The organism is Saccharopolyspora sp. NPDC047091, from assembly GCF_040643635.1.
GTDB lineage: Bacteria > Actinomycetota > Actinomycetes > Mycobacteriales > Pseudonocardiaceae > Saccharopolyspora_C.
Genome location: NZ_JBEYUS010000054.1, coordinates 1 through 22,656 on the forward strand (window position 1 = coordinate 1; position 22,656 = coordinate 22,656).

A 22,656-nucleotide genomic window follows, 5' to 3' on the forward strand; every position below is an offset into this window, starting at 1 on the left:
CGGCGCTGCTGGTGCGCGCCGAGCTGTTCGCCGCGCTGGACGGGTTCGACGAGCGGTTCTTCATGTTCTACGAGGACGTGGACCTGGGCTGGCGGCTGAACCTGCGCGGCTGGCGGGTGCGCTACGAGCCGCGGTCGCTGACCTTCCACCGCCACCACGCCTCGATGACGCAGGTGTCCTCGGCGCGGGAGCACTTCCTGCTGGAGCGCAACGCGCTGGCCGCGCTGTACAAGAACGTCTCCGCGGAGACGCTGGCGAAGGTGCTGCCCGCGGCGATGGCGCTGTCGGTGCGCCGCGCGACCGCCCGCGGCGACATCGACCCGGATCAGCTGGAGATGACGCGGCGCCCGGAGGGCCCGGACTTCGACGACGAGGTGCCGATCTCGCGGGACTCGCTGGCGAGCCTGCTCGCGATCGACCGGTTCGTGGAGATGCTGCCGCAGCTGGCCGAATCCCGGGAGGTCGAGCAGGCCGCCCGGGTGCGCTCGGACGCGGACCTAGTGCCGCTGATGCGCAAGGCGATGGAACCGGCCTACCCGCTGCCGAGCTACCTGGCCGCGCACGAGGTGCTGGTGGACGCGTTCGGCCTGGACGAGGTCTACGGCCGCCCCCGCACCATCGCGGTGATCACCGGGGACTCGGTGGCCGAGCGGATGGCGGGCCCGGCGATCCGCGCCTGGCACATGGCGGAGGTGCTCAGCGCCGAGCACCAGGTGCGGCTGGTCAGCGTGAACGCGCACGTGAACCCGCCGGAGTCGGCCTTCCCCGTGGTGGCGGCGAAACCGCGCGAGCTCGCCGCGCACGTGGAGTGGGCGGACGTGGTGATCGTGCAGGGCCACGTGCTGGAGATGGTGCCCGCGCTCAAGCACGCCGACTCCACGAAGGTCGTGGTGTGCGACGTGTACGACCCGATGCACCTGGAGCTGCTGGAGCAGGGCCGGGACACCGACGACGAACGCCGCGCCGCCGACCTGCGCGGGGTGACGAAGGTGCTGAACTCGCAGCTGGAGCGCGGTGACTTCTTCCTGTGCGCCTCGGAGCGGCAGCGGCACTTCTGGCTGGGGCACCTGGCGTCGCTGGGCCGGTTGACGCCGGGCCTCTACGACACCGATCCGACGGTGCGCTCGCTGCTGGAGGTGGTGCCGTTCGGGTTGTCCTCGGTGGCGCCGCGCCGCACCGGTCCGGCGATCAAGGGCGTGCAGCCGGGCGTGGACGCCGACGACAAGGTGGTGCTGTGGGCGGGCGGCGTCTACAGCTGGTTCGACCCGCTGACGCTGCTGCACGCGGTGGACCGGGTCGCGCGGCGGCACCACGACGTGCGGTTGTTCTTCCTCGGCATGAAGCATCCGAACCCGGACGTGCCGGAGATGGGCATGGCGGACCGGACGCGGCACCTGTCGAGCCGGTTGGGGCTGACCGGCAAGCACGTGTTCTTCAACGAGACGTGGGTGCCGTACGGGGAGCGGCAGAACTTCCTGCTGGACGCCGACTGCGGCGTGACCTCGCACTTCGAGCACGTGGAGACGACGTTCGCGTTCCGCACCCGGGTGCTGGACTACCTGTGGTCGGGTCTGCCGGTGGTGACGACGGACGGCGATTCGTTCGCGGACCTGGTGCGGCAGGAGGGCTTGGGCGTGGTGGTGCCCGCCGAGGACCCGGACGCGCTGGCCGCGGCGCTGGAGCGGGTGCTCTACGACGCGGAGTTCGCCGCGTCCTGCCGGGAACGCATCGAGGCGGTGCGGGAGCGGTTCACCTGGGAGTCGGTGCTGGCGCCGCTCACCGAGTTCTGCCGCGACCCGCGCCCGGCCGCGGACCGGTTGCGGGCCGCGTCGCCGCTGACCCGGACGCAGCCGCCGGACCGGGTGGAGGCGGTGCGCCGCGATGTGGCGCTGCTGCGCGAATACCTGGACGCGGGTGGCCCGGTCGAGGTGGCGCGGCGGGCCGGTGGCCGGTTGCGCAGGCTGGCCGGTGATCGGCTCCGCAAGCGGTGAGCGGGCCGCTGCGGGTCCTGCTGGACGGCACTCCGCTGCTGGGCAGGCGCACCGGGATCGGGCGCTACACCGCGTCGTTGAGCGCAGAGCTCGGCCGGATGTCCGATGTGGACGCTCGGGCGATCGGGTTCACCGCGCGCGGCTGGCGCGCGCTGCGCGGGGCGGTGCCGCCGGGGGTGCGGGCCACCGGCGTGCCGGTGCCGGCGCGGGCGGTGCGGGCGTTGTGGACCCGGGTGCCGTTCCCGCCGGTGGAGCTGCTGGCGGGCGCGGTGGACGTGGTGCACGGCACGAACTTCGCGCTGCCGCCCGCGGTGCGCGCGGGCGGCGTGGTGACGGTGCACGACCTGGCGTTCCTGGACGAGCCCGCCGAGGCGGAGCCGGGTTTCGCCGACCTGGTGCGCTCCTCGGTGCGGCGGGCCGCGGTGGTGTGCACGCCGAGCGCCGCGGTCGCCGACGTCGTCGCCGAGCGGTTCGGGGTGCCGCGCGCGGACGTGGCGGTCACCCCGCTGGGCGTGGACCCGGAGTGGTTCGAGGCGGTGCCACCGGGTGCCGAGCTGCACCGGCTGGGCCTGCCGGACGAGTACTTCGCGTTCGTCGGCGCCGAAGGCCCGCGCAAGGGCGTGGAGGTGCTGCTGCGCGCGCACGACCGGGACCTGCCGCCGCTGGTGCTGGCCGGTCCGGGCGAGGCGCGGCAGACCGGCAAGGTGCTGCGCACCGGGTACCTGCCGGAACCGGAGCTGCGCAGCGTGGTGGCCGGGGCGCGGGCTTTGGTGCTGCCCTCGCGGGATGAGGGCTTCGGGCTGCCCGCGCTGGAGGCGCTGGCCTGCGGGGTGCCGGTGATCTGCTCGGATCTGCCGGTGCTGCGGGAGGTCACCGGCGGGCTGGCGGAGTTCGTCCCGCACGGCGACGCGGCGGCGCTGCGCGCGGCGCTGCGGCGGGCCGCGGAAGCCGCCCCGGACCCGGCGGCGGTGGCGGCGCGGCGGGCGCACGCGGCCCGCTTCACCTGGCGCGGCTGCGCGGAGGCGACGCTGCGCGCCTACGAGCGCGCGGCGAGCTGACCCGGCCGCGTCCGGCCGTCCGCCCCGGTTCCGCGACCACACCGATGCCGCGACCACACCGATGCACACCCGGTATCCCGGCACTCCCGGACCGTGACCGCGGCGGCCGCGATCCGTGCGAAGGTGCCGTGGCAGCACCCGGCACCGCATTCCTTCGTAGCCGCGGGCCCGATCGATCGGTCCCCGCGCGATGTTTATCCGAATCGATGGGGAACGCCGCCGGAACTCGGTGTCGAATCCCACCGGAAATCGACCAATCGATTTCCCGCCGCGTTCCTGATCTGCCGCTGGAGAATCAGTTCGCACCCGATCCCCTAATAGCGGAAAACCGTACGGGGATCACCCCCATGTCCTGCTTCCCGCAGCTCTCCTAGCGTGGTGACCACGGGCGGAACGGGTCGGCGGCGCGAGGGTCGCGGTGCGATCGGTCCCCGGAATCCGAGTCCTGGCAGGCTCGGACGAGGCTGTGCGGCGGGTACCGATGACTTCGCCACAACCGTTCCGCCCCGCTCGTGCGGAATCCCTGGGAACGGAGCGTGCGAACCGTGGACACGGTGTACGAAATATTGCGGAGAGTGGTGACCGGCGCGGAATCGCGCGCCGAGTTCACCGCCGAACCGCGCGCATTCCTGGACCAGGCGGGCCTGCCCGAGCTGAGCGGTGCGGACGTGGTGCACGCCGCCTCCCTGGCCCTCGACCTCGCACCGGTCGAGGTCGTCGACGAGTTCACCCGAGCCCTGCCCCCAGGGCTGGTGGCGCTCGCCGCCGACGGCCACGGCGCACCCGCGGACGCCCTGATGCCGTTCCTCCCGAACGGCCCCGATGAATTGGAGAGCACCATGGCCACCCCGGAGATCTTCACCGCGCTCGGCGACGTCGAAGGCCTGCTGTCGCCGACGGCGCGCACCACCGACGAGCAGTCCACCGAGAACAGCGGCAACAGCACCGAGATGTCCCGCAGCGAGGACAGCACCGGCTCGGACAACCAGCTGGGCGCGCCCGTCGGCAACGGCAACGACGTCGGCCTGGTCGGCGACATCAACACCGGTGACATCAGCGGCCTGACCGGCGACCTGAACGCGGGCAACGTCGCGGGCAACGGCGTCACCGACGTGGTCGGCGGCCTGGAGGACACCGTCGGCGGCGTCCAGGGCGGCGACCTGACCGGTCAGCTCTCGGACCTCACCGGCGCCGGTGACCTGACCGGCGGGCTGGACCTCGGCGGCGTCGACGGCGGCGGCGTCATGGGTTCGGTGCAGGACGTCACCGGTGAGCTGCCGGTCGACGACGTGGTCGGCGGCGTCGCCCCGATGGCGGACCTGACGGCCCCGCTGACCGGTGCCGACGGCCCCGTCGGCGGCGTCGAGGGCACCGTCGAGGACCTGACCGGCGGCCTCGGCATCTGATCCGGCCGACGCAGCGGGAAGGCCACCGGGCAGTGCCCGGTGGCCTTCTTCGCGGGCGCCCGATTCGCGCCGTTCCTGGCCGGATCACCGTTTCGGCCCGTCGCCGCCCCGGTCGGCACCGAACACCGGGAGTACGGGCGGACGACGGGACGGGAGATCGGATGCGGCAGCCCCAGGGCGCGGGGGCGCGGGACGGACCGGACGCACTGCTGCTCCGGGTGGCCGCGGGCGACCAGCGCGCGTTCGAGCTGCTCTACGACCGGGTCGTGGTGCTCGTGCACGCGGCGGCCCGCGACGTGCTCGACGACGACGCGCAGGCGGAGGAGGTCACCCAGGAGGCGCTCGTGGAGGTGTGGCGCACCGCAGCCCGGTACCGGCCGGAGCGCGGCGGCGCGATCGGCTGGGTCCTCACCGTCGCGCACCGGCGGGCCGTGGACCGGCTGCGCTCGGTGCGGGCGGCGCGGGCGCGGGAACTGCGGTTCGCGGCGCGCTCGCACCAGATCGCGCACGACTCGGTGGTGGAGGCGGTGCTGATCCGCGGCGAGCACTGCGAGGTGCGGGGCTGCCTGGCCGGGTTGACCGCGTTGCAGCGGGAGGCGGTGGCGCTGACCTACTACTGCGGGCTCGACTACCGGGAGGCGGCGCACCGGCTGGCCGCCCCGGCCGCGACGGTGAAGACGCGGTTGCGGGACGGGCTGATCCGGTTGCGGGACTGCCTGCTCACCGTCCGCTGAGGTCGGGCGGGACGCCGTCCCAGGCGCGCACCAGCTCGGCGTAGGTCGCGGAGCCGGCGAGCAGTTCGTCGGGTGCGCCGAGCCGGGCGCCGCCGCCGTCGAGCAGCAGCACGCGGTTCGCGCGCCGCGCCGAGCCGAGCCGGTGCGCGATCACCACCAGCACCCCGCCGCGGGCGGCGAAGGCGCGTTCGGCGCGGGCTTCGGCGGGGCCGTCGAGGTGCGCGGTGGCCTCGTCGAGCACGACGATCGGCGCCGCGCTCGCGTGCACCCTGGCCAGCGCGAGCAGTTGCCGCTGCCCCGCCGACAGGCCGGTGCCGCCGTGCCGCACGGCGCCGTCCAGCCCGCCGAGCGCGCCGACCAGGTCGGCGGCTCCGACTTCGCCTGCCGCGGCCAGCAGGTGCTCGTCGGTGCTCCCGGCCGCCAGCAGCGCCAGGTTCTCCCGCACCGTACCGGCGAACAGGTACGTCTCCTGCGGGGTGAACGCGATGAGCCGGTGCCGCAGCGCCGGGTCGAGCTCGGCGACCTCCACTCCCCCGATGCGCACCGAGCCGCCGGTGGGCGCGGTGGTGCCGGTGAGCAGCCCGGCGAAGGTGGACTTGCCGATGCCGCTGGGTCCGACGACCGCCAGGTGATCGCCGGAGGCCAGGTCCAGGTCCAGTTCGGACAGCACGGGTTCGGCGTGGTCGCCCCACCGGTGGGTGAGCCCGCGCGCCCGCACCTCCGGTCCGTTCGGCACGCCGCGCGGCCGGTCCGCGGGTTCCTCGCGGCCGATCTCGGCGAGCCGGTGCAGCCCCACCAGCAGCCGCAGCAGCACCGATCCGGTGGTGGCGGCCAGCCCGTGCAGCGCAGGCTGCACGGTGCCGGTGACGTACACCAGCGCGCCGAGCACCGCGCCCGCGGTGAGCCGTCCCGCGTCGACGGCCCACGGTGCGATGGCCAGCACCAGCAGCACCGGCAGCAGTCCCCCGGCGCCGATGATCAGGGTGCGCAGCGCGGCGGCGGTGGACATCCGCACCGCGGCCGCGGCCTGCTCGTCCACCGCGGCGCGCACCGCGCCGATCGCCTGCCGCTGCGCGCCGCAGGCCGCCACGTCGCGCAGCCCGGTGAGCACCGCCCCGGCCCGGGTGGCGGCCCGCTCGTCGGCGAGGGCGAGGCCGCGCTGCCTGCGGGCCAGCGCGGGCAGCGAGCACCCGAACAGCGCGATCGCCAGCAGCACCGGCGGCGCCACCGGCCACAGCAGCAGCGGGTCCAGCGCCGCCACCCCGGCGAGCGCGGCGACCACCGACACCAGCAGTCCTCTGGCCTGCACGAGCAGTCCCGCCGTCGCGTCCCGCACCACCTCCACGTGCTGGGTGATCCGGGCGACGCCCGCCGCGTCCGGTCCGCCGCGCGGCGGGACGGTGTCGGCGAGCACGTCGCGCACGACGCGGCGCACCAGCACGTCCCGCAGCGGTTCCACGATGGCGCCGATGCGCCGCCACACGAACCGGACCCCGGTCGCGCCGAGCACCGCGGCGGCGGCGAACGCGAGCAGCCAGGCCGCGCCGACGTCGAACCGGCCGGCGGCGAACCCGCGGTCGACGGCGTTGCGCACGAACGTCCCGGACAGCAGCGCGGGCGCGGCCTCCAGCGCGGAGCAGGCCAGCAGCACCGCCCAGCCGCGCCGGTGCCCGGTCAGGGCCCGCCGGTATTCGCCGATCAGCACGGCGCCTCCTCGGTGAACAGGGCGCGGTAGTCCGGGTCGGCCCACAGCTCCGCGTGCGGGGCGGCGCGCCGGATCCGGCCCTCGTCGAGCCACACCACGAGGTCGGCGCGGCGCGCGGTGCCCGCGCGGTGGGTGACCACGACGCGGGTGCGGCCGGGCAGCGCGGTGGTGATGGCGCGCTCCACGCGGTCCTCGGTGATGGTGTCCAGGCTGGCGGTGGCGTCGTCGAGCACCAGCAGCCGCGGCGTCCTGGCCAGCGCGCGGGCCAGCCCGAGCCGCTGCGCCTCCCCGCCGGAGAGCGGGACGTCGGCGAGCGGGGTGAGGTAGCCGTCGGGCAGCCGCGTCACCAGGTCGTGCACCTGGGCGGCGCGGCAGGCGGCGGCCACGTCGGCTTCGACGGCCCCGTAGGACACCGCGGTCGCCACCGTGCTCCCGAGCAGCGCCGGCCGGGCGAAGGCCACCCCGACGTGCGCCGCCGCCGGGTCCAGCTCCGCCACCGGCACCCCGTCCAGCAGCACCCGGCCCCGGTCCGGCGGGCGCAGCCCGGCGAGCAGTTCGGCGAAGGTGGACTTGCCCGCACCGGAACGCCCGACGACGGCGACGATCGTGCCCGCGGGCACCACCAGGTCGAGCCCGTCGAGCACCTCGTCGACCGCGGCACCGCGGACGCGCAGCTCCCCCGGCCCCGGCGGCAGCACCCGGGTGCCGGTCGGATCCGGTGCGCTCCCGCGCACCTCCGCGATCCGCCGCGCGCAGGAGCGGGCGCGCGACAGGGCGGTGAACAGCGCCGACTGCCGCACGACCGCCATGCCCGCGGTGGCGTAGCCGAACGCGGCGAGCACCTCGCCGACGCTGAGCCTGCCCGCGAACACGCCGATCCCGGCCGCGCCCAGCACCGCGATCTGCACCAGCGGCAGCAACAACCCGGCCCGCCACATCAACCGGGCCTGGGTGCGCCAGGTGCCCGCGCCCGCCGCGCCGAGCCGCGCCAGCGGCCGCAGCACCCGCTGCGCCTCCTGCTCGGCGACCCCGGCGGCGGCGATGGTGCGCAGCCCGGTGACCGCGTCGAGCAGCCGGGCGCCCAGCTCGCCGGACGCCTCCTGGTAGTCGAGCAGGTCCGCGGCCGTGCTGCGCAGGTGCGACCGGGCCAGCAGGACCGCGAGCGGCAGCAACACCACGAACACCAGCGCCACCCGCCAGTCCAGCAGCACCAGCGCGCCGAGCGCTCCCGCGGACAGCAGCACCGAGGTCGTGAGCTCCACCAACGTCGCGGTGATCGCGCCCGCGCCCGCGCAGTCCCCGGTGAGCCTGCTGACCGCGTCCCCGGCGGCGAACCCGCCGCGGTGCCCGAGGAGCACCAGCCGCTCGGCCAGGCCGGTGCGCAGCCGGGCCGTGGTGGCGGCGGTGATCCGCGCCGACAGCAGCACGGCCAGCACCTGGGCGGCGATCCCGCCGCAGCCGAGCAGCAGCAGGACCAGCAGCGGTCCGGCGGCACCGTTCCCCGCGGCGGCGGCGACGGCCGCGTCGACGGTCCGCGCCAGTGCCGCGGGCACCAGCAGCGCGCAGCCCGCCGCCGCCAGCGCGGTCAGCACCAGCAGCAGCACCGGCCCCCGCTGCGCGCGCACCGCGTCCCGCAGCACCCGCTCGTCGTCCATCATCCGCCGTCCTCCATCCCGATCCCCACCACCGCGGCGAACACCCCCGATCACCCGCGACGTCCCAGCACCCGTCGGCGATCCCGCAACGAGGGAACCGCCGAGGTTCCGCCACCCGACCACCGAGGAAGAAGAACCCCCGGCGCAGCAGGGAAAAGCCCCGGCACCGTGTGGGGTGCCGGGGCTGCTCCTCACCCGTCGCCTGCCTCGGGATCGTGCTCCGCGTGGTGCCGTCGCTCGGCCGGCGCGTGCGCCGACCGGTGCCCACCGGTCGCGACCGGCACCGTCGCGGTTCCGCGACGACCTGCTCCCGGAGGCGGTCCCGCCGTCCGGCGGGTGGGCCGCCGGACGTGGGCTCGCCGCACTGGTTCGAGCGGGTCGTCGGAGCTCCGCCACCTGACCCCCGCGCGGGACGAGGCGGGCGACGCCGCGATCAGTGGCAGGTGAGCAGGCTCACCGTGCTGTTGGCACAGCTCGCGAGCAGGCTCAGGTTGCTGCCGTTGTCGCCGCCACCGCCGCCACCGCCGAACGAGGCGTCGTGCTGGGCTTCGAGCTCCTGGAGCTGCAGGACCATCTCCATGGTCGTTCCTTCCGTCGTTTCCTTCGTTGACCGGGCGGGATTCCGCCCGGAGTTCGTGGTGCCGGTCGCCCGGCCGGTGCGCGGTGCTCACGGCGGTGCTCACGGCGCGGTTCACAGCGGTGTTCGCCGCGCTGTTCACGGCGGTGCTCACGGCGCGGTGCCGAGGAACGGCAGGACCCTGCCGTGCCCGTCGAGGACGGCGGCGACGGTGGCGAGCACTCCGGCGCCGCCGGTGGCGACGTCCATCGACAGCCGCAGCAGCTGGTTGCCGGGCATGGCGATGCCGCCGTCACCGATCGGCAGCGCGTGCCAGCCGAGCGCGGCGAGGTGGGTGCCGATCGCCGCGGTCCGCTCCGGGTCGGGGAGCCGCCGGTTCGCCGCGGCCAGCGCCGCGAGCAGCCCGCAGCGGCCGTGCAGCAGTCCCGGGTGGATGACGAATTCGCCGAGGCAGGCGGTCAGCAGTTCCGGTTGCCGCCGCAGGCATTCGGCATCGGGGTGGCGCAGCGCGAGCTCTTCGGCGACGAGCGCGATGCCCGCGCTGCCGACTCCCGCGTACGGCAGGGTTCGGGCGCCGCCGTCGCGCACCTGGAGGCCGCCGCCGTCGAGGTGGGTGCACTCGTCGAGGTCGCGCAGCAGCGCCCGGTCGGCCAGGTCCAGCCAGGCGCGCTCCCCGGTGACGTCGTGCAGGTGCGCGAACAGCAGCGCGGGCCCGGACCAGCCGTCGAGCAGCCCGGCCCGGCCCACCTCGCCGGGTGGTGCGGCGGCGGGAAGTTCGTCGGCGAGCCTGCTGCCCAGGTGCACCGCGCGCCGCAGCAGCTCCCCGTCGTCCCAGCGGTGCGCCAGGTGCAGCAGGTTCAGCGCGATGCCCGCCCGTCCGGCGCCGTAGCCGTGGCCGGTGGTCTGCGCGGTGAGCCCGGCGGCGGAGTCGACCAGTTCTCGCGCGGCTTCGCGGTGCCCGAAGTGGTCGAGGACGTGCGCGGTGCCGTGCGCGCCGTCGAGCAGGCCGGGCCGCTGCGGCGGGGTGCGGCGCACCGCGTCGAGCAGCCACTGCTCGTGCTCCGGGTAGCGGCCCGCGCCTGCGACGTCCAGCGCGAGCAGCACGCCCGCGGCGCCGTGGGCGATGCCGGTGCCCCCGACCCGGAACTGCTCGATGTCGCCGGGGAACAGCCGGTCCGCGCGTGCCGGGGTGGCGCTGCCGAGCACGCCTTCGGCGAGTCCTTTGCGGACGATGCCCCAGTCCGGCGCGGGCTGGTCCAGTTCGGTGGTGGCGGGTGCGGTGCCGGCGGGCAGCAGGCGGTCGCGCAGCGCCCCGCCGTACTCGGCGGGCAGCCGGAAGCGGCGCCGCGCCACGTCGACGAGCGCGTCGAGCTTGCCGGGCGCCAGTTCCAGCAGCGCGTTCAGCGGCAGGAACATCCACAGCGCGAGGGCCGCGAGCGCGTGCCCGTCCACCTCGGTGCCGCTGCATCCGGGAGGGGCGCGGAAGCCGGGCGCGCCGAGCGCGGGCCGCGGCGCGTCCGGGTCCGGCTCGGCCATCTCGAAGTCGACGAGCGCCACCGAGTCGTCCTCGTCGACCAGCACGTTCAGCGGGTGCAGGTCGCCGAACACGACGCCCCGCGCGTGCACCCGGTCGATCAGGTCGCGCACCCGGTCGAGCAGGGCGAGCGCGCGGTCGGCGTAGTCGGCGAGGTCTTCCGCGGTGGTGCCGCTGCGGGTCAGCGGGTAGTTCCGGGCCAGCCAGGAGCCGAGGTTGCGACCGGGGACCGGTTCGAGCGCGAGGAAGGTGTGCTCCCACGCGGTGAACAGCTCGTGCACCGCGGGCACGCCGGGCACGCCGTCGAGGTGCCGCAGCACCTGGTGCTCCCGGCGCAGCCGGACTTCGGCGTCGGTGCCGTCGCGGTCCAGCCCGGCGTGCGGCCGGGCCTCCTTGAGCACCACGTCGAGCCCGTCGGATTCCCGGGTGGCGCGGTACACGCCGCCGCCGTTGGAGAAGTGCATCGAGGACGTCACCCGGTACGGGAACCGGGTCGACCCGTCGCCCCGGCGGGCGGCCAGGTGCGGTTCGAGGAATGCGGGCAGCCGCACCCAGTCGGGCACCGAGAACCCGGGTCCGCGCGCATCGGGAACGAGGGCGCCATCGGGTCGTTCGACCGCGAGCACCCGGGTTCCGCCGACTTCCACCCAGCGCTGTTCGAATCCGCCGTAGCGCACGTACAGCGGGCCCGCACCGCAGCGGAGATCGCTCAGCACGTAGGGCCCGGATTCACCGCCCAGCGGCCCGGACAGTTCGAGCAGAATGCGTTCGAGATGATTGTCGTCGACCGGGTAGAGCGTCATGAACTTCCCGCTCGACGAGCGCGACGCGTATTTGGAGTTGCGGGCGAGGAGCACGTCGCGACCGGTCAGGTGCTTGAACGCGATCCGATTGCGCAGGCAATGTCCGCCGACGATGCGCAGCACGCGTTCCGCGTTCTCCAGGGTCGCCGACACGTGCACCTTCCAGCCCTGGGACGGCAGGTCGACGCCGCGCGGCCGCAGCATCCGCCACCCGCCCGCGGTGGCGTCCGACCAGCTGGGGACCTCCGGGAGTTCAAGCAGCCGCGCGTATTCGCCGGGACCACCGGAAGCGCCGTTCTGCTCGTCGAAGAACAGCGGATCGGCGAAGCAGAATGCTTCGTACCGGAAGTCCATGGCATACCTTTCTCCGAGCGCAGATCATGCGATTTCCGCGACATTCCAGTCGGCCCGACACTTCACCGGCCGCGGTGAAATTTCCTCATGCCGGGAACTCGCTGCCAACCCGCCGAACAAGTGATCGCGCTAGGCTCGAAGAGTGACTACTTCGGTATCGTTACCGCTAAGTACCGCAGCGGTTCTCGCGCCGATCCGGAGCAACGATCACCCGTTCGCCTGTAACACGGTCGCTGGCAGCGGTAATGGTGAATCGGAAACCGAACGGCTCGAATCGAATGCAGGAGCAACGAAACGGCCGGGCGAATGCGCGAACGCGGCGCGCGAGGCCGTCGGCCGGAAGCCCGGACCGGATTCGAGCCGGGACGAAGGGCCGGACCGGGGAGAACCGCGGCCGGACCGGGAGAGCGGTGAGCGGACCGGGAGAGCGGTGAGCGGACCGGGAGAACGCCGGGCAGACCGGGAGAACGCCGGCCGGACCGGACCGGACCGGGAACGGGCACCGAGCCCGCGTCAGTCCTCGCCGCGCAGCGCCGCGCCGTCCACCTCGAACGCCGCCGCCAGCGCCGAACGCCAATCGCGCAGCGGGCCCAGCCCGGCCGCGCGCCACGCGCGCGGGGACAGCACCGAGTAGGCGGGCCGCGGCGCCGGCCGCGGGAAGTCGGCGGTGCCGCAGGGCAGCACCCGGTCCGGGTCGGCGCCGATCTCGGCGAACACGGCGCGGGCGAACTCGTACCAGCTGGCCTGCCCGGAGTTCGTGCAGTGCAGCACCCGGTCCGCCGGGTCGCGCCGCTCGACGAGCAGCCCGGCCAGCTCCAGCAGGCCCGCGGCCAGGTCACCGGTCCAGGTGGGTCCGCCGATCTGGTCCTCGACCACGGTCACCTGCTCGCGCTCGCCGGCGAGCCGCACCATCGTCTTGACGAAGTTCCCGCCCCCGGCGCCGTACACCCAGGAAGTGCGCACCACCCAGGCCCGCTCGGCGGCGGCGAGGACCGCGCGCTCCCCGGCGAGCTTGGTGCGCCCGTACACCGTGCGCGGCCCGGTCTCGTCCGACGGTTCGTAGGGCGCGTCCGCGGTGCCGTCGAAGACGTAGTCGGTGGACAGGTGCACCAGCGGCACCCGGCGCACCGCGCAGGCGCGGGCCAGCGCCGCGGCCCCGGCCTCGTTGATCGCCGCGGCCCGGTCCGGTTCGCCTTCGGCCGCGTCGACCGCGGTGTGCGCGGCGGCGTTGATGACGACGGGCCGCAGGTCGTTGTCCCGCGCGGTCTCGGCGAACGAGTCCACCTCGTCGGTGACGTCCTGCTCGTCGCGGACGTCGAGCTCGCCGGAGCCGGGCGCGTGCACGAGGCCGAGCCTGCCCTGCGCGCGGCGGCGCAGTTCGCGGCCCAGCTGGCCGCGGCCGCCGGGGATCAGCAGCGCGATCTCGTCCGGCCCGGTGATCGGGCCCGCTTCCCGTTCCGTCATCGGCTGATCGTCGCCGCCTGCTTCAGCGGTTCCCACCAGGCCCGGTTCTCCCGGTACCAGCGGATGGTGTCGGCGAGGCCCTCGTCGAAGTCGACGACGGGCCGGTAGCCCAGCTCGGTGCTGATCTTGGTGTGGTCCACCGAGTAGCGGCGGTCGTGGCCCTTGCGGTCCTCGACGGGCCGCACCATCGACTCGTCGGCGCCGAGTTCGGCCAGCAGCCGGTCGGTGAGCCGTCGGTTGGTCAGCTCGGTGCCGCCGCCGATGTTGTACACCTCGCCCGGCCGCCCGGATTCGGCCACGAGCCGGATGCCGCGGCAGTGGTCGGTGACGTGCAGCCAGTCCCGCACGTTGCCGCCGTCGCCGTAGAGCGGCACCTGCCGCCCGTCCAGCAGGTTCGTGATGAACAGCGGCAGCATCTTCTCCGGGAACTGGTACGGCCCGTAGTTGTTGGAGCACCGGGTCACGCACACCGGCAGGCCGTGGGTCCGGAAGTAGGCGCGGGCCAGCAGGTCCGAGCCCGCCTTCGCGGCGGAGTACGGCGAGTTCGGTTCGAGCGGGTCCGCTTCGGGCCAGGAGCCCTCGTCGATGGAGCCGTACACCTCGTCGGTGGAGACGTGCACGAACTTGCCGACCTCGGCGGCGAGCGCGGCCTGCAGCAGCACGTCGGTGCCGAGGACGTTGGTGCGCACGAAGTCGGAGGCGCCGAGGATCGACCTGTCCACGTGGGACTCGGCGGCGAAGTGCACCACCAGGTCGACCCCGCGCATCAGGTCGGCGACGAGCTCCGGATCGCAGATGTCGCCCTGCACGAACCGCAGCCGCGGGTCTTCCGCGACGGGGCGCAGGTTCTCCCTGTTCCCCGCGTAGGTGAGCTTGTCGAGCACCACGACTTCGGCGTCCGCGAGCTCCGGGTAGGCACCGCCGAGCGATTGCCGCACGAAGTGCGACCCGATGAAACCGGCACCGCCGGTGATCAGAACTCGCATGGCACCTTCCCGAAAGAGGCGACCGGGCCGGACGATGATCCGGGCCGGGCTGGCGTCGCCCGCAGTCTGCCACGCGCGCGACCGGCCGGATCACGGTACCGGCGCGAATCTCGTGCGCACCGGTTGTGGGGGGTTTCCCGGCCGCTACCGGAGTGCCGGGAGGGGCTCGTGGGGCTCCGCGGATCGCCACGCAGAATGAGTTCGGACAGTGCTCTGCGTGATCAGCCCTGTCCATCGTTCGAGTGACGTCGATGGTCCCGCCCGCGCGCAACCCCGGCGACAGATCACCGTTAGCCTGCACGGTGACCCCGCCGACATCACCCCGGCGAGGAGCAACGCTCGCAAGGCAGGCCCCAAGGAGGATTCGGCGTGGACGACCGGTCGCGACGGCCAGGTGGCCCACCAGGGCAGCCGGGCAGGCCCGTCCCCCCGCGCGGGCCGAAGGGCGGCCCGGCCGGCGGCACTCCCGGCAGGCCCCGCCCCGGCGGCGCACCGGCCGGACGACCCGCAGGCGGCGAGCCCGGTCGACCGACCCCGGCCGACCGACCCAAGCCCGAGCGGGCCACACCCGAGCGCGCCAAGCCGGAGCGGGCCAAGGACCGCGCCAAGCCGGATCGCCCCCGCGGCGATCACGCGGCACCCGACCGGCCGTCCCGATCGAGCCGCCGGGCCGCGGCGGCCGCCGCCGGTCACCGCAACCCCGCGGCACCGCCCGCACCCCCGCCGCCCGACGAGCACGCGCGCCCCGCGCGCCGCACCGGCGGGAACATCGGCCGCACCGTGGCCGCGCTGCTGTCGGTGCTGGTGCTCGGCACCACCGGCTACGCGTGGGGAACGCTGCGCAACCTGAACAACGGCCTCTCCGGCAGCGATGTGATCGGCAGCGGGCTGAACTCGCCCGACGGGGCCACCGACGTGCTGCTGGTCGGCAACGACAGCCGCACCGACGCCGACGGGAACCCGCTGCCCGAAGAAGTGCTCAAGGAACTGCGCACCACCGACGACGAGGGCGGCGACCTCACCGACACCATGATCCTGGTGCGCATCCCCAACGGCGGACAACGCGCCAGCGCGGTCTCCTTCCCCCGCGACACCATGGTCCAGCTCGGCAACGGATTCGGAGAGCAGAAGCTCAACTCCGCCCTCGGCCGCGCGAAGAGCGAGGCCCACCACCGGCTGGAGCAGGAGGGCGTCACCGACCCCAGGCAGCTGGAGCTGCAGTCCAAGGCCGAGGGCCAGAAGTTCCTGATCAAAACGATCGAAGAGCTCTCCGGTGCCAGCATCGACCACTACGCCGAAGTGAACCTGCTGGGCTTCCACGACATCACCAAGGCCGTCGGCGGCGTGGACGTGTGCCTGCTCGACGACGTCGACGACAGCTCCTACTCCGGCGCGGTGTTCAACGCCGGTCCGCAGACGATCGCCGGCGCCGACGCGCTGGCCTTCGTCCGCCAGCGGCACGGCCTGCCGCGGGGCGACCTGGACCGGGTGGTGCGCCAGCAGGTGTTCATGTCCGGGCTCGCGGGCAAGATGCTGTCCTCCGGCACCCTGAGCAACCCGAGCAAGCTCGGCGCGCTGATGCAGGCGCTGGAGAAGTCCGTGGTGCTGGACCAGGGCTGGGACGTGGTGGACTTCGCCCAGCAGATGTCCGGCATCGCCGGTGGCGACATCGACTTCCAGACCATCCCGATCGAGCTGGTCGGCGAATCCGGCGCCGAGGACGTCGAGGCGAACCCGCGCGAGGTCAAGCAGTTCGTGGACAACCTGCTGCTGCCGCCCGCGGAACGCCAGGCGAAGGAGCAGGAGGAGAAGGCCGCCGAGGAGCAGCGCAGCGGCACCACGGTCAGCGTCTTCAACGCCTCCGGCAAGACGGGGCTGGCCGCCGACGTGCTCAGCACCCTCAGCCAGGAGGGCTTCACCCAGGGCGGCAGCTCCAACGCCGACTCGATGCCGTCCTCGCTGGTCTACCACGCGTCCGGCGACGAGGCCGCCGCGCAGCAGGTCGCCGACTCCCTCGGCGGGCTGCCGCTGAAGGAGAGCAGCAACCTGAGCGCCGGTGCGGTGGAGGTCTACCTGGGCTCGGACTACGCGGGCCCGGGCACGCAGAACTTCGCCGGTGGCAAGCAGATCCGGCTCGACGGGCCCGCGCAGGCCCGGCCGCTGCCCGCCCAGCAGAACCCGAACGGACCGGACGGCCCGATCAACGCGGGCGGAGTGCCCTGCGTGAACTGATCCCTCCTCGCACCGCCGATCACCCCGCCACGCGCCCGGAACGGGCCCGTCCGGCGGGGTGATCCGGTTAGAGTGGATCAATTCCGGGATCGGGCCGCTGTCGGGGCGGACCGCCGGGCAGGCCGCAGTATCGGGGAGGAACCGTGGCCGGCGAACAGGACTCCCCCGGGACGCCGGGGAGGCGCGGGGGCCGCGCGCTGCGGATCTTCGGCCGGGCGGCGATCGCGCTGCTGTCGGCGTGCGTGCTCGCGGTCGTCGCGGCCGGGTGGACCGCGCTGGACCGGCTCAGCGACGAGGTCGGTGGATCCCAGGTGCTCACCGAGACGCCCGACGCGCCGCCCGCCGACGACGGCGCCACCGACGTGCTGCTGGTCGGCAACGACAGCCGCACCGACGCGCAGGGCGATCCGCTGCCGCTGAGCGTGCTGCGCGAGCTGCGCACCGAGAGCACCAGCGGGCTCAACACGGACACGCTGATCCTGCTGCGGATCCCGCACGACGGCGCGCAGCCGACGGCGGTATCGCTGCCCAGGGACACCTCGGTGCCGGTGCCCGGCGGCGGCACCCAGAAGATCAACGCGGTGTACGGGCTGGCGAAGGCGGCCGCGTCCCGGCAGGACCCCGGATCGGGCGCCGCCGCCGAGCGGCGCGCGCAGCTGGCCGGGCAGCGCGCGCTGGTGCAGAGCGTGCAGGGCCTCGCCGGGATCAGGGTGGACCGCTACGCCGAGGTGAACCTGCTGGGGTTCTACGAGGTGACCGACGCGCTCGGCGGCGTCGAGGTGTGCCTGCGGCACGCCACCAGCGACAAGGATTCAGGCGCGGACTTCGCGGCGGGCCGCCAGACCGTCTCCGGCGGCGACGCGCTGGCGTTCGTCCGCCAGCGGCACGGGCTGCCGCGCGGCGACCTGGACCGGATCGTGCGGCAGCAGGCGTTCCTGGCGGCGGTGACGGACAAGCTGCTGTCCACCGGGACGCTCACCGATCCGGTGAAGCTCGGCGAGCTGCAGGAGGCGGCGCGGCGCTCGGTGGTGCTGGACCAGAGCTGGGACGTCACCGAGTTCGCCGCGCGGATGCAGGGCCTGGCCTCCGGCAGCGTGCGGTTCGTGACGCTGCCGGTGCGCTCGGTCGGCGACCGCGACGAGCACGGGCAGAGCGTGGTGACGGTGGATCCGGCGCAGGTGCGGGGGTTCGTCGCGGACCTGGTGCCCACCGCCGGTTTCGGCGCGGGTCCCGCGCTGGACCTGGACGGTTCGGCGCGGCGGCAGGGCCCGCCGTCGCCCGCGATCAGCTCCGCGGGCGTCCCCTGCGTCAACTGAGCCCGGAGCACGGGCCCGCTCACCTCGCTTCGCCGGGCCGCCGCGGCGGGTTCTAGGGTCCCGGCATGAGCATCACGCAGGCGTTGCTGGCCCCGATGGTGGCCGCCGGATCACCGCGGCCGCTGATCACGCACTACGACGACGCGACCGGCGCGCGGGTGGAGCTGTCCAGGGCCACCACCGCGAACTGGGCGGCGAAGACGGCGAACTGGCTGGTCGACGAGATCGACCTGGAACCGGGCGCCCCGGTGGCGGTGGCGCTGCCCGCGCACTGGCAGACGCTGGGGGTGCTGCTGGGCGCCTGGTGGTGCGGGGCGCACGTGGTCGCCGATCCGAAGGGCGCCGAGGTGGCGTTCGTGCCGGGCTCGGCCCTGGATGCGGGCGCGGGCGCGCACGTGGTGGCCGCGGTCGGCCTGGACGCGATGGGCGGTCCGGTGCGCGGGCTGCCCGCGGAGGTCGTGGACTACGCCACGGACGTGCGGGTGCACGGCGACGACTTCGTGCCGCGCGACCCGGTGCCGGGCGGTGCGCCCGCGCTGCTGGAGTTCAGCGTGGACGAGGTGCTGGGGCTCGCGTCGCGGCGCGCCGCCGAGCAGGGGGTGGACCGCGGGGCCCGGGTGCTGTCGGCGCGGAACTGGACGCTGCCGCAGGGGGTGCTGGACGGCCTGCTGTCGGTGCTGTCCGCGCAGGGCTCCCTGGTGCAGGTGAGCAATCCGGACCCGGCGAAGGCGGAGCGGCGGCGCGCGGACGAGAAGGTCACGGTCGAGCTGGCGGGCTGACCGGCCGTGCTCCGCGGCCCTCCCGGGCGGCGCCACCACCGAGCGGTGCCGCCCCGGCCGCGGAGCACGATCCGTCCGGCCTCCCCCGCCGGAGCTCTCCGCGCGGACCGGGCGACCGGCCCGCGCGGTGGTGCGCACCGGTCAGGCGTCGACCTTGGCGCGTTCGGCCTGCGCGCCGCCGGTGAACAGGGCCTGCACGGTGTACTTCGGTCCGCTGAAGCCGAGCGCGAGGGCCGTCGCGGCGAGCACCAGCACGTACTCGAAGCCGCCGTCGGTGGCGAAGAAGCCCGCGCTGGCGTGCGCGGTGACGAGCGCGCCGAGCATCACGGCGGCGAGCAGCACACCGGCCACCGGCATCAGCACGCCGAGGATGAGCGCGAGCCCGCCGAGCAGTTCGACGGTGGCGGTGAACCCGGCGGCGACGACGGGCATCGGGATGCCCATCTGCTCGAAACCGGCGCCGACGCCGGAGAGGCCGTTGAGCACGAACTTCTGGTAGGCGTGCAAGACGAAGGTCACGCCGACCACCAGCCTGGCCAGCAGGATCGTGAGGTCGCGGAGACGGTGCTGCATCGGCTCACCTTTCGGGGGGCTCGGGAGGTTCCGGCCGCCCAGCATATACGTGAACCTTCAAATAAAGTTCAACTGGGAAACTGGTCACGGATCCCGCACCGGTTTCACCCCGAACGCCCCAGCCCGAACGCACCCGAACGCCGCAGCCGCCGCGCCACCACGGGACGGGCCACCGGACCTACCCAAAGTAAGATACCGGCAAGTAATATCCGGGCGTGCGCCGAGACGAGAGCCTCTTCCGCCGCGAAGGCGACCTGTTCGTGCCCACCGAAGCCGCAGGCAACCCGTGGGGCGAGCTCACCGGCGGCGGCCCCGTCGCCGGGCTCGTCGCCCGCGCCGTCGAAGAAGCCCTCGACGAACCCGAGCTGTTCGTCGCCCGGCTCACCGTCGACCTGCACCGGCCCGTCCCCCGCACCGGGATCGCCGTCGGCACCCGCACCGTGCGGGCCGGCAAGCGGCTGCGCGTCCTCGAAGTCACCCTCAGCCAGCACGGCACCGAGGTCACCCGCGCCACCGCGCAGGTGCTGCGCCGCAGCGAGGTCGACGGCGACCCGGCCGCCGAACCCACCCCGTTCCCGGGACCGCAGGGCGTGCCGGACTCCTCGCTGCTGCCCGCCGAGCTCGGGCTGCGCTGGGGAGTGCACGACGTCGTGCAGGTCCGCTGGGTCCGCGACCAGCTCGCGGGCGGCCCCACCCAGGCCTGGATGCGGATGCCGCTGCCGCTGCTGCCCGACGAACCGACCAGCAGGCTCAGCCAGGTCGCCGTCCTCGTCGACTGCATCAGCGCGGGCAGCCCCGTCGGCTCGCTGTTCGGCCCGTGGATCAACAGCGACATCACGCTGTACCTGCACCGGGAGCCCGCGGGCGAGTGGCTCGGCATGGAGATGGCGCGCGACGTCGAACCCACCGGTCTCGGCGTGGCCCGCGCCCGGCTCTTCGACGAGCGCGGGCCGGTCGGGACGGCCCACGAAGCGGTGCTGGCGCACCGGCTGGGCTGAGACCGCGCAGCGCGGTCGCGACACCGCCGAGACGGTCCCGGCGCAGTTTTTCGCGGCGCATTCGTTACGTGACTAGTACTTATTTCACCGAATGGGGTCATCATCCCCCCGGAAGCATTGTGCCTCACCTGATCGCCTAGCAGTGTGATCATCGGCATGAATCCATGCCTGCACCGCACCGTGGAGGAATTCATGGACGAGCAGACGACTGCCGACGGCTACGAAACCCCCGCACTCGTGGAAATCGTGGAATTACCGGAACCGACCACGGCGCCGTTTTCCCCCTACGCCGCATCCCGGTCCGATTCGAGAGCGGAATGAGCATGTTCGCACACCACTCCGGCTGGGTCGTGCTGCCCGACGTACCGGCCCTGAAGAACGTCGTGGACCGATTCCCCGCACAAGGCCGGATCGTGCTCCGGCACGACTCCGGGAACCCGTGGCTCGTCGGCCGCTTCCGCACCGACGACTTGGTGCCGGTGGCGCTCGGGCCGGTCCGGGTGGCGCTGCTGGGATCCTGCCCGATCGACGCCACCCGGCTCGCGTCGATCGTGCACGGGCTGCGCTCCGTCGCCGACCTGGACGCCGTGCTGCACCGGCTGCCCGGCGGGGTGCACCTGGCCGCCTCGGTGCGCGGCGAGGTGCGGGTGCAGGGCGGGATCTCCGGGCTGCGCCAGGTGTTCCACACCCGGATCGGCGGCGTCCCGATCGCCGGTGACCGTGCCGACCTGCTCGCCGAGCTGGCCGGCACGGGCATCGACGAGCGGGTGCTGGCGCTGCGGGTGGCGGTCGGGCCGACCGGGCCGCCGCTGGACCGGCGCACCGCGTGGTCCGGGGTGCGGGCCCTGCCCCCGGACTCGTACCTGCGGATCGACGCCGACCGGGCGCGCGAGGTGCGGTGGTGGCGGCCACCGGAACCGGACGTGGCGCTGCGCCGCGGCGCCCGCGGCACCCGGGAGGCGCTCGACGGCGCGGTCCGCACCGGGGACGGGCGCACCGGCGCGGACCTCTCCGGCGGGATGGATTCGACCGCGCTGTGCTTCCTCGCCGCGCGGGACGAACCGGAACTGCTCACGCTGACCCGTGTGGAAAGCGCGGACGAGAAATCGCCGAACCGGTTCGTCGACGAATACCTGCGACAATTTCCGGACGGCGCGCACATCGCGCTCGACCCACGCGAACTTCCCGCCGCATTCGACGATCCGGGCAGGCTCACCGACCACGAAGAACCCATTCCGCTCTTTCGCGGGATGGCGGCGGCGGGACGGTGCGCGGAACTGCTCGGCGAACGCGGAGTGCGCCGGCACCTCGCCGGATTCGGTGGGGACGCGGTATTCGGCGGGCCACCGGGATATCTGCATTCGCTGCTGCGCAGGAGCCCGGTGAAAGCGATCCGGCAGCTGCGCGGATATCGCGCGCTGCACCACTGGCCGCTGCTGCCGACGGTCTCGGCGCTGTTCGCCGCGCACGACGTGGCGCACTGGTGGCGGGAGCAGTCCGACCGGCTCACCGAGCCCGCGCCGGCCACCTCGGTGCTGGGCCGGAACCTCCCGGGCGGGATCGCGCCGGACGGGGCGGCGCCGGGCTGGACCGCGCTGGACCGGGCCGGGCCGGGCTGGAACCCGCTGGACTGGGGCATCGCCCCGCTGCGCGCGGCGCCGTGGGCGAGCGCGGACGCGGTGGCCACCGCCCGCACCGCGCTGCGCACCGCGGCCGCCGACGCCGAACCGCTGGCCGCCGACCGCGGGCAGCACCAGCTGCTCACCGCGCTGCGCACCGCCGCCCCCGGATACCGGCGGCTGGTCCGGCGGTACGCGGCGGCCGGGGTGCGGCTGGAGCTGCCCTACTACGACGACCGGGTGGTGGAGGCCGCGATCGCGGTACGCCCGGCCGAACGGGCGTCACCCTGGCGGTACAAACCGCTGCTGGCCGAGGCCGTCCGCGGCGCCGCACCGGACGCGGTGCTGCACCGGCCCGTTCCCGCGGTCCGGCCGGACGCCGGGATCGGGGCGCACGCGCACATCGGGTTCCGCCGCAACCGCGGCGCGGTCCTGGCGCTGTTCACCGACTCGGAGCTCGCCGCGCACGGGCTCGTCGACACCGGCGTGCTGCGCAGGCACCTGCTCGCGCCGCACGTGGAACCGCGCACCCTGGTCGCGCTGGAGCACCTGCTGGGCTGCGAGGCGTGGCTGCGCGGCGTGACCCGAGGCTCCACCGGGAGGACCGATGCCCCTGCGACTGCGTCCTGACGTCGACCCGACCGACGTCGGCGAGGAGACCGTGCTGCGCGACGAGCGCACCGGGCGGCGCTGGCTGCTCAACCGCACCGGCACCCAGGTGCTGCGCGGCCTGCTGATCGGGCAGGACGCGGACCGGATCGCGGGCGAGCTCGCCGACCGCCACCGGATCCCGGCGGCGGTGGCCCGGCACGACGTGACCACCATCGTCGAGCGGCTGCGCGGCGCGGCGCTGCTCGAATCCTCCGGCTGAC

The 22,656-nt window shown here is 74.4% G+C and carries 18 protein-coding genes; 11 read left to right on the forward strand and 7 right to left on the reverse strand.

Annotation, left to right across the window (positions count from 1 at the left end):
* The 4 genes from ABZ805_RS21150 to sigK all read left to right on the forward strand — a co-directional run.
* Positions 1-1,991: glycosyltransferase (locus tag ABZ805_RS21150; protein ID WP_358442874.1), on the forward strand; the 1,991-nt coding region annotated here is incomplete at its 5' end.
* Entirely contained in the window at positions 1,988-3,049 is a 1,062-nt protein-coding gene (locus tag ABZ805_RS21155) for a glycosyltransferase family 1 protein (protein WP_358442877.1), read from the forward strand. The genes ABZ805_RS21150 and ABZ805_RS21155, both read left to right, overlap by 4 nt.
* Positions 3,050-3,627: 578 nt before the next feature.
* Positions 3,628-4,455 carry a hypothetical protein gene (locus tag ABZ805_RS21160; RefSeq protein WP_358442879.1) on the forward strand — a complete coding sequence of 276 codons (828 nt, stop codon included), beginning with the start codon at positions 3,628-3,630 and terminating at the stop codon, positions 4,453-4,455.
* A gap of 161 nt (positions 4,456-4,616) precedes the next feature.
* Positions 4,617-5,189, forward strand: a complete 573-nt coding sequence (gene sigK / locus ABZ805_RS21165; protein ID WP_358442881.1) for an ECF RNA polymerase sigma factor SigK — start codon at positions 4,617-4,619, stop codon at positions 5,187-5,189.
* Here the strand turns inward: sigK and ABZ805_RS21170 are convergent.
* The 6 genes from ABZ805_RS21170 to rfbB form a co-directional block, all read right to left on the reverse strand.
* Positions 5,176-6,894 (reverse strand): ABC transporter ATP-binding protein, encoded by a 1,719-nt coding sequence (locus ABZ805_RS21170; protein WP_358442883.1) that lies wholly within the window; start codon positions 6,892-6,894, stop codon positions 5,176-5,178. The two genes, sigK and ABZ805_RS21170, sit on opposite strands and share 14 nt — an antisense overlap.
* Positions 6,888-8,552, reverse strand: coding sequence for an ABC transporter ATP-binding protein (locus ABZ805_RS21175; protein ID WP_358442885.1), 1,665 nt, complete (start codon positions 8,550-8,552; stop codon positions 6,888-6,890). The genes ABZ805_RS21170 and ABZ805_RS21175 overlap by 7 nt, the downstream gene beginning before the upstream one ends.
* A 430-nt stretch (positions 8,553-8,982) precedes the next feature.
* Positions 8,983-9,129: a SapB/AmfS family lanthipeptide gene (locus ABZ805_RS21180; RefSeq protein ID WP_358442888.1), complete on the reverse strand. Its 147-nt coding sequence runs from the start codon at positions 9,127-9,129 to the stop codon at positions 8,983-8,985.
* 147 nt (positions 9,130-9,276) lie between these two features.
* Positions 9,277-11,817, reverse strand: coding sequence for a class III lanthionine synthetase LanKC (gene lanKC, locus ABZ805_RS21185; protein ID WP_358442890.1), 2,541 nt, complete (start codon positions 11,815-11,817; stop codon positions 9,277-9,279).
* 513 nt (positions 11,818-12,330) lie between these two features.
* Positions 12,331-13,281, reverse strand: a complete 951-nt coding sequence (rfbD, locus tag ABZ805_RS21190; RefSeq protein ID WP_358442892.1) for a dTDP-4-dehydrorhamnose reductase — start codon at positions 13,279-13,281, stop codon at positions 12,331-12,333.
* Positions 13,278-14,267, reverse strand: a complete 990-nt coding sequence (gene rfbB / locus ABZ805_RS21195; RefSeq protein WP_358442895.1) for a dTDP-glucose 4,6-dehydratase — start codon at positions 14,265-14,267, stop codon at positions 13,278-13,280. The genes rfbD and rfbB overlap by 4 nt, the downstream gene beginning before the upstream one ends.
* A gap of 369 nt (positions 14,268-14,636) precedes the next feature.
* On the opposite strand from rfbB, the gene ABZ805_RS21200 reads away from it, so the two are divergent.
* The 3 genes from ABZ805_RS21200 (at position 14,637) to ABZ805_RS21210 (ending at position 18,594) form a co-directional block, all read left to right on the forward strand.
* Positions 14,637-16,499 carry an LCP family protein gene (locus ABZ805_RS21200; protein ID WP_358442898.1) on the forward strand — a complete coding sequence of 621 codons (1,863 nt, stop codon included), beginning with the start codon at positions 14,637-14,639 and terminating at the stop codon, positions 16,497-16,499.
* 143 nt (positions 16,500-16,642) lie between these two features.
* On the forward strand, positions 16,643-17,815 hold the full coding sequence (locus tag ABZ805_RS21205) for an LCP family protein (protein WP_358442901.1): 1,173 nt from the start codon (positions 16,643-16,645) through the stop codon (positions 17,813-17,815).
* A 65-nt stretch (positions 17,816-17,880) separates the two neighbouring features.
* Entirely contained in the window at positions 17,881-18,594 is a 714-nt protein-coding gene (locus ABZ805_RS21210) for a TIGR03089 family protein (RefSeq protein ID WP_358442904.1), read from the forward strand.
* 141 nt (positions 18,595-18,735) lie between these two features.
* Here the strand turns inward: ABZ805_RS21210 and ABZ805_RS21215 are convergent, their stop codons facing one another.
* A complete protein-coding gene (locus ABZ805_RS21215; RefSeq protein ID WP_358442907.1) occupies positions 18,736-19,167 on the reverse strand; it encodes a DoxX family protein in 432 nt (143 codons plus the stop codon).
* A 215-nt stretch (positions 19,168-19,382) separates the two neighbouring features.
* On the opposite strand from ABZ805_RS21215, the gene ABZ805_RS21220 reads away from it, so the two are divergent.
* The 4 genes from ABZ805_RS21220 (at position 19,383) to ABZ805_RS21235 (ending at position 22,655) form a co-directional block, all read left to right on the forward strand.
* Complete coding sequence (locus tag ABZ805_RS21220) at positions 19,383-20,165, forward strand: thioesterase family protein (RefSeq protein WP_358442909.1); 783 nt, start codon at positions 19,383-19,385, stop codon at positions 20,163-20,165.
* Positions 20,166-20,309: 144 nt separating this feature from the next.
* Positions 20,310-20,486, forward strand: coding sequence for a hypothetical protein (locus ABZ805_RS21225; protein WP_358442912.1), 177 nt, complete (start codon positions 20,310-20,312; stop codon positions 20,484-20,486).
* A 2-nt stretch (positions 20,487-20,488) separates the two neighbouring features.
* On the forward strand, positions 20,489-22,414 hold the full coding sequence (locus ABZ805_RS21230) for an asparagine synthase-related protein (protein ID WP_358442914.1): 1,926 nt from the start codon (positions 20,489-20,491) through the stop codon (positions 22,412-22,414).
* Complete coding sequence (locus ABZ805_RS21235; RefSeq protein WP_358442917.1) at positions 22,392-22,655, forward strand: PqqD family peptide modification chaperone; 264 nt, start codon at positions 22,392-22,394, stop codon at positions 22,653-22,655. The genes ABZ805_RS21230 and ABZ805_RS21235 overlap by 23 nt, the downstream gene beginning before the upstream one ends.
* Position 22,656 lies beyond the last annotated feature (1 nt).